Source organism: Stenotrophomonas maltophilia (assembly GCF_013464915.1).
GTDB classification, from domain to species: Bacteria; Pseudomonadota; Gammaproteobacteria; order Xanthomonadales; family Xanthomonadaceae; genus Stenotrophomonas; species Stenotrophomonas maltophilia_AT.
The window spans coordinates 46,229-62,896 of the sequence record NZ_RAVT01000021.1 but is presented as its reverse complement, the minus strand read 5'-3'; the positions used below and the strand labels follow the sequence as shown (position 1 = coordinate 62,896).

The following is a 16,668-nucleotide window of genomic DNA, read 5'->3' as shown; positions in this document are numbered from 1 at the left end:
CCATTTTACGGCATCGCCGTCGCGGCTCCTGCGACCACCTGGGTGGCCAGTGCGTGCGCCTGCTGACGCAGTTCAGGCACCGCCAGGCTTTCCCACAGGCTGCCGATGCGCAGACTGCCGAGCACGCCCAGCCGTGCCTGCGGCTGGCCACCGGCGGCACACAGGCGATCGCCCGGCACCGTGCTGTCCAGGCCCAGCCCGTGCGGGCCGGGGCGGGCCAGCCCATCGGCCTGCAGCTGCTGCAGCAACGGATTGCGCAGCGCGTTGGCACGGGTCTCCACGCCGGTGGCGTTGATCACCGCGCTGATCGTCCACCGCTGTTCATTGCCCGAGGCGTCGCGGCCGGACAGCTGCAGCGCATCGGCCTCGCGCCAGACGCGCTGCAGGCGGGACCGGTGGATGCGCAGCTGGCCGCTGTCCTGCAGGGACTGCAGCTGCGCGTCCACCTCTTCGGCAATGCGGTGGCGATGCACGTCCCAGTAGCGCACCACATGGCGCAGGAAGCGGCGCTGGTCGGCCTCATCGAGGCTGCACCACAGCGCCTGCCCGTGCGGGCGGATCCGGTCCATCACGCCCTGCCACGGCAGGCCGTCGGCCTGGGCCTGGCGTGCGAACCCGCGCAACGCGCGCAGGCGCTGGCGCAGGTTCATCGGCAGCAACATGGCCGGATCAAACGTGGGTACACCCCCGTGCGCATGCGGCAACGGCAGCAGGCCATGGCGCGAGACCACGTGCAGCGGCCCGCTGTGGCCGGCGGCGACCAGCGCCAGCACAGTGTCGGCCATGCTCAGGCCGGAACCGACAATGGCCACGGCCTGCTCACCGGCCAGGGTGCGCACGCCGTCGTAGTCCCAGGCCTCGATCACGTCATCGGCAGGCAGCGCATCAGCACCGGCCACCGGCAGCGGGCGCATGCTGTTGCCGGTAGCCAGCACCGCCTGTGCGGCGTGCAGCGTGTGGCCATTGCCCAGCTGCAGCTGGTAGCCGTGGTCATCCGGCTGCAGGCCCAGCACCGGCTGCGCGATCACCTGCAGCTGCGCCGGGCTGGCCGCGGCGGCGTCCTGCAGGCGCTGCTGCAGGTAGGCAGCAAAGAAGTGGCGGCACACGTAACGCTCGCCCAGCACCTCGCGCGCCTCGCCCGGGTAGGCGTTGGCGGCCATCAGGTAATCGAGGAAATCGCCCGGCTGGTCGGCAAACGCACTCATCTTCGCCGCCGGCACGTTCAGCAGGTGCTCCGGCCACGGCGTGGCATAGGCAATGCCCTGGGCCAGCTGCGAGGCCGGTTCGAAAATGGCCAGCGCCAGCGGCGCCTTCGCCTGGCGCAACACCTGGATCGCCACCAGCACGCCGGCCGCACCACCACCGATGATTGCCAGGTCCAGTTCGCCATTACGCGGTGAATCAGTCATGTGCCGATTGTAGGCCATCGGCGATGACAGGCCGGATTGCCGAAGCGGGCGGGAACGACCGCTGGAATGACGGAAACGACGGAAACGACGGAAACGACGGAAACGACAGGGCAGAGTCGACTGTTAGTCGACTATCGCGCGCAGCGCGGGATTTTTTGTCGCAAGAGCAGTCGACTAACAGTCGACTCTACCCCGCCGGTTGCATCCACCCCATCGGTTGGATCCCCCCGCCGGTTGCATCCACCCCATCGGTTGGATCCCCTGCCGGTTGCATCCACCCCGCCGGTTGCGCGCTCCGCTCACATCAACGCATCGGCCAGCCGTGCAATACCTTCGCGGCTGCGCCGCCACGTGGGACGGCTGCGCCACTGCTGCAGGTCCAGCTGCCGCGACTCACGCAGGTAGCCGTCCTCGATCGCGCACAGCTGCTGCACCAGTGCGCGGTCGTAGCAGATCAGGCCGATTTCGGCATTCAGCGCGAACGAGCGGATATCCATGTTGATCGAGCCGAGCACGGCAATGTCCTCGTCCACACTCATGTGCTTGGCGTGCAGGAACTGCGGCTCGTACAGGGCGATGCGCACGCCACAGCGCAGCAGCTCGTCGTAGTACGCCTCCTGCGCCCACGAGGTCAGCCGCTGGTTGTTGCTGGCCGACAGGATCAGCTGCACCTGCACACCGGACAACGCCGCAATGCGCAGCGCGCTGAGCGTGGCTTCATCGGGCACGAAGTACGGGGTGACCATCACCAGCCGGCGCCGTGCGAGGTGGATCAGCGCCGCCACCGCATCGCGTGCGTTGCTGTACGGGTAGGCCGGGCCGCTGGGCAGCAGCTGGGTGGCGATGTCGTCGCTGCACTCGGGCACGTCGGCGATCACGTCCAGGCGCTGGCCGGTTTCCATGTACCAGTCGCTGGCGAACACCGCTTCCAGATGCGCCACCGCCGGGCCACGCACGCGCGCCACCAGCTCGCGGTTCGGGTGGCCGGGCACGAACTGCGGGCCCGCCAGGTTCTGCGAACCGACATAGGCCACTTCGTTGTCGATCACCGCGATCTTGCGGTGGTTGCGCAGGTCCATGCGCCCGCTGCGGCGCCAGCGCAGGCCACCGGGCAGCATTGCGCGCACTTCGATGTCGCGTGCTTCCAGGCGCTTGCGATAGGCGCGCAGGCCGCGCTTGGCGCCCACCGCGTCGAGCAGCACGCGGCATTGCACGCCACGCGCGGCGGCACGCTGCAGCGCTTCGACGATGGCCTCGCCCACCGCGTCGTCGAACATCAGGTAGTACAGCAGGTGGACGCGGTCCTCGGCCTGGTCGATGTCGGCGATCAGCGTATGCAGTGATTCGTCGTAGTCGGTCAGCAGGTCGACCGCGTTGCCGTGCACCGGCATGAAGTCGCCCTGGCGCTGCACCAGCGGCACGATTTCGGCACTGGCGGTGTCCGGCTGCGGGGTCCAGCGCAGGCGATGCTGCAGCGCCTGTTCTTCGCGGATCACCTGCGAAGCCTCGGCCTGGCGGCGGATACGCTCGCGCGACAGCCACGGGTGGCCGAACAGCAGGTACAGCGGCAGGCCCAGCAGTGGCACGAAGCCGACCAGCAGCAGCCAGCTGCGCGCCGCCCCCGGCGTGGTGCGGGTGGGGATCCAGCACAGCGCGACCAGCCGGATCAGCCAGTCGATCAGCAGCAGGTAGGAACCCAGCAACCACTCGAACAGCATCGCGTCGCCCGTCGGGAGGTGATGGGCCATTCTGCCCAGCAGGGTGTGCAGAGTCGAGCCGCGCTCGACTGCCTTGAACCAGCGTGTCGACCATGGTCGACATCTACCGGGCGGACAGCGTGCCGACCAACGGTCGTCACCCACCATGGGAACGCCGGGCATGGATACCGGGCATGAAAAAACCCGCCACAAGGGCGGGTTTCTTCGCGGGGACCAGCAATCCTTGCGGATTACTTGATCTTGCCTTCCTTGTACAGGACGTGCTTGCGCACGACCGGATCGTACTTCAGGAATTCCATCTTCCCCGGGGTGTTCTTCTTGTTCTTGTCGGTCGTGTAGAAGTGGCCGGTACCGGCCGAGGAAATCATACGGACCTTATCGCGCTTGCCTGCCATGATGCTTTACTCCTCAGACCTTTTCGCCGCGCGCACGCAGCTCAGCCAGAACGGAATCGATGCCGTTCTTGTCGATGGTGCGCAGTGCATGCGCGGAAACACGAAGCTTGACCCAGCGGTTCTCGCTGGCCACCCAGAAACGGCGCTCGTGCAGATTCGGCAGGAAACGACGACGGGTCTTGTTGTTGGCGTGCGAGACGTTGTTACCCGTCTGCACTCGCTTGCCGGAAACCTGGCATACGCGGGACATTGCGCACCTCGATAGTAGTAGTTGTCAGCCCGTAGCCCGGGAGACGGCGGCCTCGATGGTTGCCCACCACACGTCAAGAGAATCAAAGGGTTACGCTGGCGTTGGGCGGCCGGGGACGTGCTCCCGGGGGCGCCGCCCGGTAGAAAACCGGACACAGCGAGCCGCGCATTATGCACGGGTTCAAGCACTTGCGCAAGTTACCCACAGGCTGGGGCTGAACGCGATGGGGGGGAGCCCTTGTAGAGCCGAGCCCTCGCTCGGCTGCTGTGTCCCGGAACGCCTGAGCCGAGCGTGGGCTCGGCTCTACAACAACGGCCAGGCCGGCTCAACGCAGGTGCGGGATGACCTGGGCCAGCAGATGGGCGTCCTTCAACGCGCCATGCAGGCCACGCGTACCGGGAATGCGCAGGCGCTGCAGCACATCGTCCAGCTTGTTGCCCTGGCCCGGCCAGCGCCCGCGCGCCAGCTTCAGGCTGCAGGTGATGCGGCAATGCTGGGCCAGCGTGGCGGGAATGCCGGCCAGGCGCAGCTCGTTGTCGAGAAAGCCCACATCGAAGGTGGCGTTGTGCGCGACCATCTCGCTGCCACGCAGGAAGTCCAGCAGTTCGGCGGCCTTGCTGGAGAACAGTGGCTTGCCCACCAGCATCGCATCGCTGATGCCATGCACGCGCTGTGCGCCCCAGTCGACCCTGCGCTGCGGCTGCAGGTAGGTGTGGAACTGGCGGCCGCTGAGCTGGCCATCGATCAGTTCGACGGCACCGATCTCGATCACCCGGTGCCCCAGGCGATGGGAGATGCCGGTGGTTTCGGTATCCAGTGCGACGATGCGGCTCATCAGGGTGTGCGTTCTCCGGTACGTGCATCGGGATTTTCGCACGCCACCGATGCACTCACCCCAACGCTTCCACCACCCAATCAATGAACACCCGCAGCCGCTGGCTCATGTGCCGGTTCGGCGGGAACATCACATGCATCGGCATTGGCGGCAGCTGCCAGTCCTGCAGCAGCGGCAGCAGCTCACCACGCGCCACGTGCGGTTCGGCCATGTAGCTGGGCAGCGCCACCACGCCGAGCCCCGCCAACGCAGCCGCCAGATAGGCGTTGCCGTCGTCGAAGCCGACCGTGTAGCGGCCCTGTACCTCGACGCGCTCATCGCCTCGCTGCGCACTGAACACTCGGGCACGGCCGCTGCGCGGGCTGAGGAAACCGACCATGTGGTGGTCGGGCCCGTCCAGCGCGCGCGGGTCGGCCGGCAGGCCAAAGCGCTGCACATAGCCCGGGCTGGCGTGGAAGCCGATCGACAGCGCAGCCAACGGCCGCGCCACCAGTGCCGGGTCGGCCGGCGTGCCGCCACGGATCACGCAATCCACGTTGTCAGCGATGACATCGACCTCGCGGTCACTCACGCCGATATCCAGCTGGATCTCCGGGTAGCGCGCCTGGAAATCCGGCAGCGCCGGCACCAGCCGCAGCCGCGCGTAGGGCCCGGGCACATCCACGCGCAGGCGGCCACGCGGCTGGGTGGCCGCGTCGCCCAGCCCGCCTTCCACCTCTTCCAGCTCGGCCAGCAGGCGGGCAATGCGCGGGTAGTAGGCCGCGCCATCGGCGGTGACGCTGACCCGGCGCGTGGTGCGGTTGAGCAGGCGCAGCCGCAGGTGCGCCTCCAGCTGCTGCACCAGCTGGGTGACCGTGGTGCGGCTGACCTGCAAGGTGTGCGCGGCGCGGGTGAAGCTGCCGGTTTCCACCACCCGCGCAAACGCACGCATCGCCTCGAAACGGTCCATGGCCGACCATGATTGTTTGGGATTGGCAATCAATCTAGGCCGATCATCGCGGTTTATCCAGACAGCGCTGGCGGGGAGGATGGCGTTCTCTCCCACGGAATCTTCCCCATGTCACAGCGTGATGTCGTTTTCCCCGCCGGGCGCCAGGCCCTCTACGAGCGCAACCGCTACTCGCCGGCGATCCGGTCCGACGGCTTCCTGTTCGTTTCCGGCCAGGTCGGCAGCCGCGAGGACGGTTCGCCGGAGCCGGACTTCGAGGCGCAGGTGCGCCGCGCCTTCGAGAATCTCAATACGGTGTTGGCCGCCGCAGGCTGCACGTTCGATGACGTCATCGACGTAACCGTGTTCCTGGTCGATCCGGAGAAGAACTTCGAGAAGGCCTGGGCGATCGTGCCGGAGTACTGGGGCGAGGCACCCCACCCGACCCTGACCGGCATCGGCGTGACCTGGCTGTATGGGTTCCAGTTCGAGATCAAGGTGATCGCGAAGCTGCCTGCAGACCGGTAGTGCCGGCCGCTGGCCGGCAGCAATGTGCCGGGGTCAGGGCCCGTTCCAGAGGAACGGGATCCGACCCCACGTCCGGCCCACCTGAACGGGAGATTCCGACGTATTCCCGAAGCGGCCATTGATATTGTATCCGGCGAAAACCGCTTGCTAGCCTCCCCTCCATGCGCTGGATCACCCGCCACCTCCGTTCGACCCTGCTGATGCTGCTGATGGCGGCATTCGTGGTCGTGCCGGTGGCCGATGCACTGGCGTGCACGGTGGAACCGCATGCCAGCACGGTGCACGTGGAGTCCGCACCGGATGCCGATGGCGATACCGACGGCAAGCATGCCGGTGCCTGTGGCCACAACCACTGCCACCACTCCAACCTGAGCCTGCCGGCGCACACGATCGCCGCCTTCGGGGCGCCACTGCCGGCGCGCTGGATGAGTGCGGGCGATGCGGCGACCTATGCGGTCGCCCAGGATGAATTGACGCGTCCACCCCGGGCGTGAGTTGAGCGCGTCCCGCGATTGCGGGCTCCCGTTTCACTCACAACCGGAATCCCCCTATGTCGATCCTGACACCTCGGTCGCCGCGTGCGGCCGGGCTGATCGTCGCCGTGTTGCTGGGCCTGGCCCCGGCGGCATCGGTGATGGCGCAAGCCGCCCCCTCCTACGACACCCTGCTTGAACGCCTGGACCAGCTGCCCGGCACGCGCGTGGGCACGGCACTGGCCGAGGCCGCCGATGCGCGCGCCGACCAGGCCCGTGCGCTGCCCAATCCCTCCCTTTCCTACTCGGCCGAGAATGCCTGGGGCTCCGGCACCTACCGCGGCATGGGCAAGGCCGACACCGTGCTCACCCTGTCCCAGCCGCTGGAGGTCTGGGGCCAGCGTGGCGCGCGCGTCCGCGCCGCCCGTGCCGAGGCCCAGGCCGCCAACCTGCGTGGCGCCCAAAGCCGCAGCGACGTGGCCAGCCAGCTGGCGGTGGTCTATGCACAGGCGGAAAGTGCACTGCGCCGCTACACCCTGGCCGAAGAAGCACTGTCACTGACCCGCGATGACGCCAACGCCGTCAACGCGATGGTCAAGCAGGGCCGCGAACCGCAGCTGCGCGCGGTGCAGGCGCAGAGCGAAGTGGCCAATGCCAGCGCCGCGCTGGATGAGGCACAGGCCTTCCGCGATGCCGCGCTGGCACGCCTGGCCGGCACGGCACTGCTGGACGCGCCGGTGCAGTCGATCGACAACAGCCTGCTCGACCGCGCCCCGCCATTGCCGCGTGGTGCCACCGATACCGCATTGGCGGTGCGCATCGCCGAAGCCGAAGCCGATGCGGCGGGCAAGCTGGTGGAGGTGGAGCGAAAGCGCGCCCTGCCCGACCTCAGCGTCACCGCCGCGCAGACCCGCTTCCGCGAAGGCGGCGAGCGTGCCTACAACCTCGGGGTCAGCCTCAGCATCCCGCTGTTCGACCGCAACCGTGGCGGCATCCGCGCCGCCAATGCCGACCAGCGTGCGGCCGAAGCGCGCCTGGACCAGCAGCGCCGCGACAGCGAGGCCGAGCGCCTGTCCGCCGTGGCCGGGTTGAAGGCCGCCGGCAGCCGCACCCGTGCCGCCGATGAAAGCGTGGTCGCCGCCGAAGAGGCGTATCGCCTCGCACGCGTCGGCTTCGACGCCGGACGCATCTCGCAGCTGGAACTGCGCAGCACGCGCAGCGCCCTCATCGCCGCCCGCGGCACCGCCGTGGATGCGCGCCTGTCGCGCGTCGGCGCGGAAATCGATCTTGCCCGCCTGGAAGGGCGCGCACCCTTTGTGGAGGCCCCATGACCCTGTCCCGTTCCTTCCCCCTGATCGGCGGCCTCCTGCTGACCGTGTTCCTGGCCGGCTGCGCCGGCAACGCGCAGACGCCTGCCAATGAAGACCCCGCTGCGGCCAAGGCCGGCACCGACGATGGCCATGGTCATGCCGCCGACAGCAAGGAAGCCAAGGCAGAAACCGCGAAGGCGCCGGCTGACGCCGATGAAGGCGTGGTGCAGCTGACCCCGGAGCAGATCAAGGCCTCCGGTATCGAAGTGGTTGCCGTCGGTCGTGGCGGTGGCGGCTCAACCCGCCTTGCCGGCCGGGTCGAACCGTCGGTGGGCGCGCGCGCTTCAGTGGCCTCCACCGTGACCGGCCGCGTCGAGCGCGTGCTGGTCGCACCGGGCACCGCTGTGAAGCAGAACCAGGCACTGGCCATCGTGGTCAGCGGCGAGGCGGCGGTGTTCCGTGCCAATGCGCTGGCCGCATCCGCCGAGGCCGAGGCCGCGCGCCTGGCCTATGGCCGCGACAAGGCGCTGGTCGACCAGGGCGTGGTCGCCCGCCAGGAACTGGAGGCCTCGCGCGCCCGCTCGCTGGCCGCACAGGCGCAGGCCGCGGCCGCTCAAGCGCAGGCGGCCGCCAACGGTGCGCCCGATGCCAGTGGCCGTGTGCGCATCACCAGCCCGGTGGCCGGCATTGTCGGCAACGTGCAGGTCACCCCGGGCGGCGTGGTCGCCGCTGGCAGCGCGGTGGCCGACGTCGCCGATCCGGCGATGAACGAGCTGGTGTTCACCGCACCGCCGGCGCTGGCCGCACAGGTCACCCCGGGCATGAAGCTGGAAGTGAGCGTACCGGGCGGCAGCTTCACCGCCACCGTCACCGGCTCGGCGGCTGACGTGCGCCAGCAGGGCGGCGTGGCGGTGATCCGTGCCACGCCGGTGGACGCTTCGCTGCCGCCGGCCGGTTCGCCGGTGTCGGCGGTGGTGGTCACCGAAGGCCAGGACGGTTCGCTCAGCGTGCCCGCCGATGCAGTGCAGAACGTCGATGGCGGCAGCGCGGTGTTCGTCGCCGTCGAAGGCGGCTTCAAGGCACAGCCGGTGCTGGCCGGGCGTCGCGCCGGCGACCGCATCGAGATCCTCGGGGGCCTGACCGGCAACGAGCGCATCGTTGGTGCCAACGCCTTCCTGCTCAAGGCCGAACTGGCCAAGGGCGAAGCCGAGCACGGCCACTGAGGAGGCGACCATGTTCAAGCTGATCATTGAAACAGCGGTGCGCCACCGCTGGCTGGTGGTGTTCATGGCCGCGTTGATCGCCGCCGTGGGCCTGTTCCAGCTGGGCAAGCTGCCGATCGACGCGGTACCGGACATCACCAACCGCCAGGTGCAGATCAACACGGTGGCACCGGCACTGACCCCGGAGCAGATCGAGCGGCAGGTGACCTACCCGCTGGAAACCGCGCTGGCCGGCATTCCCGGCCTGACCACCACCCGTTCGCTGTCGCGCAATGGCTTCTCGCAGGTCACCGCGATCTTCACCGACGCCACCGACATCTACTTCGCGCGCCAGCAGGTGGCCGAGCGAATGCGCGAAGCGGCCGATGACCTGCCTGATGGCGCATCGCCGATGCTGTCGCCGGTCACCACCGGCCTCGGCGAGGTGCTGATGTGGACGGTGGACTTCACCACGTTCGATCCGGCCAGGCTGGCCAAGCCCGGTGAAGCCGGCTGGCAGGCCGGCGAGGTCTACCGCACGCCGGAAGGCAACCTGCTGCGCACGCCGGAAGAACGTGCGACCTACCTGCGCACCGTGCAGGACTGGATCATCGCGCCGCAGATGCGCTCCAGCCCGGGGCTGGCCGGCGTCGATACGGTCGGCGGCTACGTCAAGGAATACGGCGTGCATCCGGACAGCGCGCGACTGGCCGCGCATGGCCTCGGCCTGGCCGATCTGGTCACCGCCCTGCAGCGTTCCAACGTGCAGGCCGGCGCTGGTTTCGTGCAGCGTGCCGGCGAGGGCCTGGTGGTGCGTGCCGATGGCCTGGCGCTGACTACCGACGATCTGGCGCAGGCGCCGGTGGCCACCCGCAATGGCGTGGTGGTGCGCGTGGCCGATGTGGCCACGGTGGAACTGAGCCGTGCGCCGCGCCTGGGTGCGGCCAGCCGCAACGGTCACGAAGCCGTGCTCGGCACCGCGCTGATGATTGCCGGTGGCAACAGCCGCACCGTGGCGCAGGCTGCCGCGGCGCGCCTTGAACAGGTGAACAAGTCGCTGCCGGCCGACATCGTGGCGGCACCGGTGCTGGACCGCAGCGTGCTGGTCAATTCCACCATCAAGACCGTGGCCAAGAACCTCACCGAGGGCGCGCTGCTGGTGGTGGTGGTGCTGTTCCTGCTGCTGGGCAACCTGCGTGCGGCCACCATCACCGCGCTGGTGATTCCGCTGTCGTTCCTGTTCGCAGTAATCGGCATGAACCGCTTCGGCATCAGCGGCAACCTGATGAGCCTGGGTGCGCTGGACTTCGGCATCCTGGTGGACGGTGCGGTGATCGTGGTCGAGTCGACGCTGCTGATGCTGGGCCAGCGCCGCGCCGAACTGGGCCGTGCGCTGACCGCGATGGAACGCCTGCGCGTGGCCGCCGATTCGGCCATGAAGATGGCGCGCCCTGCCGCCTTCGGCCAGCTGATCATCCTGCTGGTGTTCGCGCCGATCCTCACCCTGGAAGGCGTGGAGGGCAAGACCTTCCACCCGATGGCGGCCACCTTCATGCTGGCCCTGGTCGGTGCCTTCATCTTCTCCTTCACCTTCGTGCCGGCGATGGCCGCGCTGCTGGTGCGCGAGCCCAAGGTGAAGGACGGCGATGCACATGCCGACAATGGCGAGCACGAGACGAAGCTGATCCGCGTGCTGCGTGCGCGCATCGAACCGGTGGTGCGCAGGGCCGTGGCGCATCCGCGCACGGTGCTGGCCGGTGCGGTGATGATGGTGGTGGTGGGCATCGGCTCGTTCTCGCTGCTGGGCCGCGAGTTCATGCCGACGCTGGACGAAGGCAACGTGGCGATGCAGGCATTGCGCGTGCCCTCGACCTCGCTGGAGCAGTCACTGGCGATGCAGCTGGCACTGGAAAAGGCGATTGCCAAGCAGCCGGAAGTGGAGACCGTGTTCTCGCGTACCGGTACTGCCGAGGCGGCGATCGACCCGATGCCGACCAACATCTCCGACAGCGTGATCGTGCTGAAGCCGCGCAAGGACTGGCCCGACCCGAAGCTGGCCAAGGACGAACTGGTGGCGCGTTTCGAAAAGCTGGCCGGGCAGCAGCTGGGCAACAGCTTCGAGTTCAGCCAGCCGATCGAGCTGCGCTTCAACGAGTTGATCTCCGGCGTGCGTACCGACCTGGCGGTGATGATCTTCGGCGATGACTTCAGCCAGCTGCAGAAGGTGGCCGACCAGGTGGCGCTGAAGCTGCGTGCGGTGGATGGCGCGGCCGACGTGCGCGTGGAGCAGATCTCCGGCCTGCCCACGCTGAACGTGGCGATCGACCACGTGGCGGCGGCGCAGTACGGGCTGACCGCCGCGGATGTGAGTGATGCGCTGTCCACCGGCATCGGCGGTACTGCGGCGGGCAAGATCTTCGAAGGTGATCGACGCTTCAACGTGGTGGTACGCCTGGACGATGCCTCGCGCAACGATCCGGACCAGCTGGCCTCGTTGCCGATCGCTACGCCGTCGGGGCTGGTGATTCCGCTGTCGTCGGTCGCGCGCATCACGGTCAGCGAAGGGCCGAACCAGATCAGCCGCAACAACGGCAGCCGCCGCGTGGTGGTGCAGGCCAACGTGCGTGGGCGCGACCTGGGCGGCTTCGTCGGCGAAGCGCAGGCAGCGGTGGCCGACGTGGCACTGCCGCCGGGTGCGTACCTGACCTGGGGTGGCCAGTTCGAGAACCTGCAGCGCGCGGAGAAGCGGCTGGCGACGGTGGTACCGGTGGTGTTCCTGTTGATCGGCAGCCTGCTGTTCATGGCACTGCGCAGCGGCAAGGAAGCCATTCTGGTGTTCAGCTGCGTGCCGTTGGCGCTGGTTGGCGGCATCCTCGCGCTGCTGCTGCGTGGCATGCCGTTCTCGGTGTCGGCGGCGGTCGGTTTCATCGCCGTCTCCGGCGTGGCCACCTTGAACGGTCTGGTGCTGATGCAGGCGATCCGCGAGCGCCTGGATGCCGGCGACCTGCCGCTGCAGGCGGCGATCAACGGCGCATCGAGCCGTATCCGTGCGGTGCTGACCACGGCGCTGGTGGCGATCGTCGGCTTCATTCCAATGGCGATTGCCAGCGGTTCCGGTGCGGAAGTGCAGAAGCCGCTGGCGACGGTGGTGATCGGTGGCCTGATCACCGCCACCGTGCTGACCCTGCTGGTGCTGCCGACCTTCGCGGCACGGGTGGCCAAGCCGCGGGCGGTGGGGTGAGGTGAAAGGGGTCGGAGCCCTTTCCGAGGGAAAGGGATCCGACCCCACACCCGGGTCGGATCCCCGCCACCGGCGGGGCTCTGACCCGATCACACAGCGGTCAGGCCTTCTTGCGTTCGGCGATGTACGCCTGGATCTGCTGTTCCAGCACCGGCAGCGGCACCGAGCCCTGCTTCAGCAGGGTGTCGTGGAAGCCCTTGATGTCGAACTTGTCGCCCAGTTCCTTCTCAGCCTGCGCACGCAGGCGCACGATGGCGATCTCGCCCAGCTTGTAGCTCAGCGCCTGGCCCGGCCAGGAGATGTAGCGGTCCACTTCGGTTGTCACTTCATGCTCGCTCAGCGCGGTATGGTCGCGCAGGTAGGCCAGCGCCTGCTCGCGGGTCCAGCCCTTGCTGTGCACGCCGGTGTCGATCACCAGGCGCGCCGCACGCCACATTTCGTAGGTCAGGCGGCCGAAATCCTCGTACGGGGTTTCGTAGATGCCCATCTCCACGCCCAGCTTCTCGCAGTACAGCGCCCAGCCTTCGCCGTAGGCGGAGATGTAGGCGTTGCGGCGGAACTCGGGCAGGTTCTTCTGCTCGGCGGCAATGGCGCCCTGCAACGCGTGGCCCGGGTCGGATTCATGCAGCGTCAGTGCCGGCAGGTTGTACAGCGGGCGCGACGGCAGGTTGTAGGTGTTGAGCCAGTAGGTGCCCATGCCACCACGGCCGGCGGTCCAGAACGGCGCGATGTCCGGCGGCACCGGCACGATGGTGAAGCGCGCACGCGGCAGCGTCATGTACTTGCCCAGCTGGCCATCGGCGCGCTTGGAGATCCACGCAGCACGCGACAGCAGCTCTTCCGGCGTCTTGGCATAGAACTGCGGATCGGTGCGCAGGAAGGTCAGGAACTCGGCGAAGCTGCCCTTGAACTTCACCTGCTTGATGATGTCGTTCATCTCGCCCTGGATGCGTGCGACTTCCTCCAGGCCGATGCGGTGGATCTCGTCCGGCGACAGGTCCAGCGTGGTGTATTCGTGGATCTGCTGCTTGTAGTACGCCTTGCCGTCCGGCATCGCTTCGGCGGCCAGGGTGGTACGCGCCTGCGGCACGTACTCGTTCACGAAGAAGGTGCGCAGCTGCTGGAACGCCGGCACCACCTTGCCGCTGATCGCTTCACGCGCCTGCGCCTGCAGCCTGGTCTGTTCGGCGGCCGGAATGCTGTTGGGCAGCTTCTTGAACGGCGCGTACAGCGGCGACTCGGTGGGATCCATCAGCTCGGCGACAGTGGCGATGGACACCTCGCGGCCATCAAGCACCGCACGCGGCACGCTGAAGCCACGCTTCAGGCCGGCACGCATGTTCCCGGTCTGCTGGCCGAAGTAGCGCGGCACATCGTTCAGGCGCGCGATGTAGTTCTGGTAGTCCTGCACGGTCTTCATCTCGCGCCGGGCCATGAAGGACAGGTTGGACCAGAACGAGGAGTCGGCGTTGAACGGCATCTCGTAGCCACGCAGGCGCACTTCTTCGGCCAGGTTGAACACCTGGTCGTGGTAGATCGCGTAGTTGACCTGGTTGTCGGGCGAGAGCGTCTTCGGGTCGATCTTCTTCAGTGCGGCCAGGGTCTCGTCCCAGACCTTCAGGCGCGCCTGCTGCGCTGCCGGGCCGACGTCGGGCATGCGGGTGGCGTTGGCCGGGGCGTCTTCGTCCTCGCTGGCCTCGCCACCGCCTTGCTGGCGCCACTTCCATTCCTTCTCGTACAGCGCGCGGAAGGCGGCATCGGCGGGCGATTCGGTGGCGACGCTGGCCGGCGCGGCGGCGGCGGGCGGCGCGGCAAGGGCCACGGCAGGGGCGGACACGGCGATCAGCAGGGCAACGGCAAGACGGGTTTTCACGAGCACAGGTTCCCGGGAAGGCAGACCCCGATCATGGCACCGCCCACCGCCCGTGGCATGGGACGAAGGTCCTGCCTGCGCAGCAGGCAGGACCGGGAACCGGCCGCAGGCCGGGGCCCCAGCGCCGAAGGCGCGTGGTAGAGCCGACTGGGTAGAGCCGACTGTCAGTCGGCTGCTCTCCGGCCAGCTATGGTAGAGCCCGCGCTCCGCGCGAAAGTCGACTGACAGTCGACTCTACCCACAGCAGGCAGGACCGGGAACCGGCCGCAGGCCGGGGCCCCAGCGCCGAAGGCGCGTGGTAGAGCCGACTGGGTAGAGCCGACTGTCAGTCGGCTGCTCTCCGGCCAGCTATGGTAGAGCCCGCGCTCCGCGCGAAAGTCGACTGACAGTCGACTCTACCCACAGCAGGCAGGACCGGGAACCGGCCGCAGGCCGGGGCCCCAGCGCCGAAGGCGCGTGGTAGAGCCGACTGGGTAGAGCCGACTGTCAGTCGGCTGCTCTCCGGCCAGCTATGGTAGAGCCCGCGCTCCGCGCGAAAGTCGACTGACAGTCGACTCTACCCACAGCAGGCAGGACCGGGAACCGGCCGCAGGCCGGGGCCCCAGCGCCGAAGGCGCGTGGTAGAGCCGACTGGGTAGAGCCGACTGTTAGTCGGCTTGCTCTTCCGCCAGACGTGGCAAAGCCCGCGCTGCGCGCGAAAGTCGACTGACAGTCGACTCTACCCACAGCAGGCAGGACCGGGAACCGGCCACAGGCCGGGGCCCCAGCGCCGAAGGCGCGTGGTAGAGCCGACTGGGTAGAGCCGACTGTTAGTCGGCTTGCTCTTCCGCCAGACGTGGCAAAGCCCGCGCTGCGCGCGAAAGTCGACTGACAGTCGACTCTACCCACAGCAGGCAGGACCGGGAACCGGCCACAGGCCGGGGCCCCAGCGCCGAAGGCGCGTGGTAGAGCCGACTGGGTAGAGCCGACTGTTAGTCGGCTTGCTCTTCCGCCAGACGTGGCAAAGCCCGCGCTGCGCGCGAAAGTCGACTGACAGTCGACTCTACCCACAGCAGGCAGGACCGGGAACCGGCCACAGGCCGGGGCCCCAGCGCCGAAGGCGCGTGGTAGAGCCGACTGGGTAGAGCCGACTGTTAGTCGGCTTGCTCTTCCGCCAGACGTGGCAAAGCCCGCGCTGCGCGCGAAAGTCGACTGACAGTCGACTCTACCCACAGCAGGCAGGACCGGGAACCGGCCACAGGCCGGGGCCCCAGCGCCGAAGGCGCGTGGTAGAGCCGACTGGGTAGAGCCGACTGTTAGTCGGCTTGCTCTTCCGCCAGACGTGGCAAAGCCCGCGCTGCGCGCGAAAGTCGACTGACAGTCGACTCTACCCACAGCAGACCGCGTCCCGGCGCAGCCCTCAGTGGCTGGCCCTGTCCCGCTTCCAGCCGCGGTGCTTGATGTCCAGGTGCAGGCTGTACAACGCGGTGAACGCCGGGAACAGGTTCTGCAGCACGCCCACCGAGTCCTGCTTGGCCGAGAACAGGAAATAGCTCAGCGTCATCAGGCTGCCGATCACGCTCATGTACCAGAACAGGCGCGGGATGACCGGCTTGCCCGCACGCTTGGAGGCGATGAACTGGACCAGCCAGCGGCCGCCGAACATCAGCGCGCCGGTATAGCCGATCAACTTCCAGCCGGTCACATGCAGGCCGGTCCAGTACAGCCAGGTCAGCGGCTGGTCCAGCCAGTGCAGCTCCAGATCCATCAACGCTCCTCCACCGCGGTGCGCTTGCTGCGGGTGATCAGCCATGCCACGCCGCGCAGGTCACGAATGCCGACCAGCGCACGGCCCAGGTTGTTGTACTTGGAAACGCCGGCGGTGCGGTGGCGGTGGTTGACCGGCACGCTGGTGGTCTTCCAGCCAGCACGCTGCATCAGCGCCGGCAGGTAGCGGTGCATGTGGTCGAAGTACGGCAGATCGAGGAACGCACTGCGCTCGAACAGCTTGATGCCGCAGCCGGTGTCGGGGGTGTCGTCGCGCAGCATGCGCGCGCGGATGGCGTTGGCCCAGCGGCTGGCCCAGCGCTTGCTGCCGCTGTCCTGGCGGTTGACGCGCCAGCCGGCGAACAGCTTCACCTGCGCCTCGGCGGCATCGCGCGCGGCCAGCAGCTTGGGAATATCGGCCGGATCGTTCTGGCCGTCACCATCGAGGGTGGCGATCCAGGGCGCCCTTGCGTGCTTGACGCCGGTGCGCACGGCGGTGCTCTGCCCGCTCTGGTTCACATGGTGCAGCACCCGCAGTTCCGGCGTGGTCGCCTTCAGGCCCTGCAGCACGGCCAGGGTGTCATCGCGCGAGTGGTCGTCGATGTAGACGATCTCGAACGGCAGCCGGCCGCGCAGTGCAGCGGTGATTTCGGCGACCAGCGGGGCGACATTGTCGCGCTCGTTGAACACCGGGACGACAACGGAAAGCTCGGGTTGGCTCATAAGGCACTCGGCCAAGGGGGGACAAAGACCGCGCATT

General features: G+C 68.2%; 14 protein-coding genes. 5 read left to right on the top strand and 9 right to left on the bottom strand.

Going from position 1 to position 16,668, the window contains the following annotated elements:
- Positions 1-5: 5 nt before the first annotated feature.
- From D7T59_RS07200 to D7T59_RS07175, 6 genes are all read right to left on the bottom strand, one after another.
- Entirely contained in the window at positions 6-1,427 is a 1,422-nt protein-coding gene (locus tag D7T59_RS07200) for an FAD/NAD(P)-binding protein (RefSeq protein WP_180851660.1), read from the bottom strand.
- 281 nt (positions 1,428-1,708) lie between these two features.
- A complete protein-coding gene (cls, locus tag D7T59_RS07195; RefSeq protein WP_164136928.1) occupies positions 1,709-3,127 on the bottom strand; it encodes a cardiolipin synthase in 1,419 nt (472 codons plus the stop codon).
- A gap of 230 nt (positions 3,128-3,357) precedes the next feature.
- The gene (gene rpmG, locus D7T59_RS07190; RefSeq protein WP_169411268.1) at positions 3,358-3,525 is read right to left on the bottom strand and encodes a 50S ribosomal protein L33; all 168 of its coding nucleotides are present in this window, start codon (positions 3,523-3,525) and stop codon (positions 3,358-3,360) included.
- A gap of 10 nt (positions 3,526-3,535) precedes the next feature.
- Positions 3,536-3,772 carry a 50S ribosomal protein L28 gene (gene rpmB, locus D7T59_RS07185; protein WP_005411638.1) on the bottom strand — a complete coding sequence of 79 codons (237 nt, stop codon included), beginning with the start codon at positions 3,770-3,772 and terminating at the stop codon, positions 3,536-3,538.
- A 325-nt stretch (positions 3,773-4,097) separates the two neighbouring features.
- Positions 4,098-4,607: a DNA polymerase III subunit epsilon gene (gene dnaQ, locus D7T59_RS07180; protein ID WP_180851662.1), complete on the bottom strand. Its 510-nt coding sequence runs from the start codon at positions 4,605-4,607 to the stop codon at positions 4,098-4,100.
- 55 nt (positions 4,608-4,662) lie between these two features.
- The gene (locus tag D7T59_RS07175) at positions 4,663-5,556 is read right to left on the bottom strand and encodes a LysR family transcriptional regulator (protein WP_180851664.1); all 894 of its coding nucleotides are present in this window, start codon (positions 5,554-5,556) and stop codon (positions 4,663-4,665) included.
- A 108-nt stretch (positions 5,557-5,664) separates the two neighbouring features.
- Here D7T59_RS07175 and D7T59_RS07170 point away from each other — a divergent pair, with 108 nt between their 5' ends.
- From D7T59_RS07170 to D7T59_RS07150, 5 genes are all read left to right on the top strand, one after another.
- Positions 5,665-6,063 carry a RidA family protein gene (locus tag D7T59_RS07170; protein ID WP_164136921.1) on the top strand — a complete coding sequence of 133 codons (399 nt, stop codon included), beginning with the start codon at positions 5,665-5,667 and terminating at the stop codon, positions 6,061-6,063.
- Between the two features lie 161 nt (positions 6,064-6,224).
- Positions 6,225-6,557 (top strand): hypothetical protein, encoded by a 333-nt coding sequence (locus D7T59_RS07165; protein ID WP_164136922.1) that lies wholly within the window; start codon positions 6,225-6,227, stop codon positions 6,555-6,557.
- Positions 6,558-6,613: 56 nt separating this feature from the next.
- Positions 6,614-7,867, top strand: coding sequence for a TolC family protein (locus D7T59_RS07160; protein WP_180851666.1), 1,254 nt, complete (start codon positions 6,614-6,616; stop codon positions 7,865-7,867).
- Positions 7,864-9,069 carry an efflux RND transporter periplasmic adaptor subunit gene (locus D7T59_RS07155; protein ID WP_180851668.1) on the top strand — a complete coding sequence of 402 codons (1,206 nt, stop codon included), beginning with the start codon at positions 7,864-7,866 and terminating at the stop codon, positions 9,067-9,069. The genes D7T59_RS07160 and D7T59_RS07155 overlap by 4 nt, the downstream gene beginning before the upstream one ends.
- A 10-nt stretch (positions 9,070-9,079) precedes the next feature.
- Positions 9,080-12,289: an efflux RND transporter permease subunit gene (locus D7T59_RS07150; protein WP_180851670.1), complete on the top strand. Its 3,210-nt coding sequence runs from the start codon at positions 9,080-9,082 to the stop codon at positions 12,287-12,289.
- A gap of 100 nt (positions 12,290-12,389) precedes the next feature.
- Here D7T59_RS07150 and D7T59_RS07145 read toward each other — a convergent pair whose 3' ends face one another.
- The 3 genes from D7T59_RS07145 to D7T59_RS07135 all read right to left on the bottom strand — a co-directional run bounded on the left by D7T59_RS07145 (position 12,390) and on the right by D7T59_RS07135 (position 16,631).
- Positions 12,390-14,162, bottom strand: coding sequence for a DUF885 family protein (locus D7T59_RS07145; RefSeq protein ID WP_180851672.1), 1,773 nt, complete (start codon positions 14,160-14,162; stop codon positions 12,390-12,392).
- A 1,399-nt stretch (positions 14,163-15,561) separates the two neighbouring features.
- Positions 15,562-15,909: a lipid-A-disaccharide synthase N-terminal domain-containing protein gene (locus tag D7T59_RS07140; RefSeq protein WP_049415940.1), complete on the bottom strand. Its 348-nt coding sequence runs from the start codon at positions 15,907-15,909 to the stop codon at positions 15,562-15,564.
- A complete protein-coding gene (locus D7T59_RS07135; protein WP_049443806.1) occupies positions 15,909-16,631 on the bottom strand; it encodes a glycosyltransferase family 2 protein in 723 nt (240 codons plus the stop codon). Before D7T59_RS07135 ends, D7T59_RS07140 begins: the two co-directional genes overlap by 1 nt.
- Positions 16,632-16,668 lie beyond the last annotated feature (37 nt).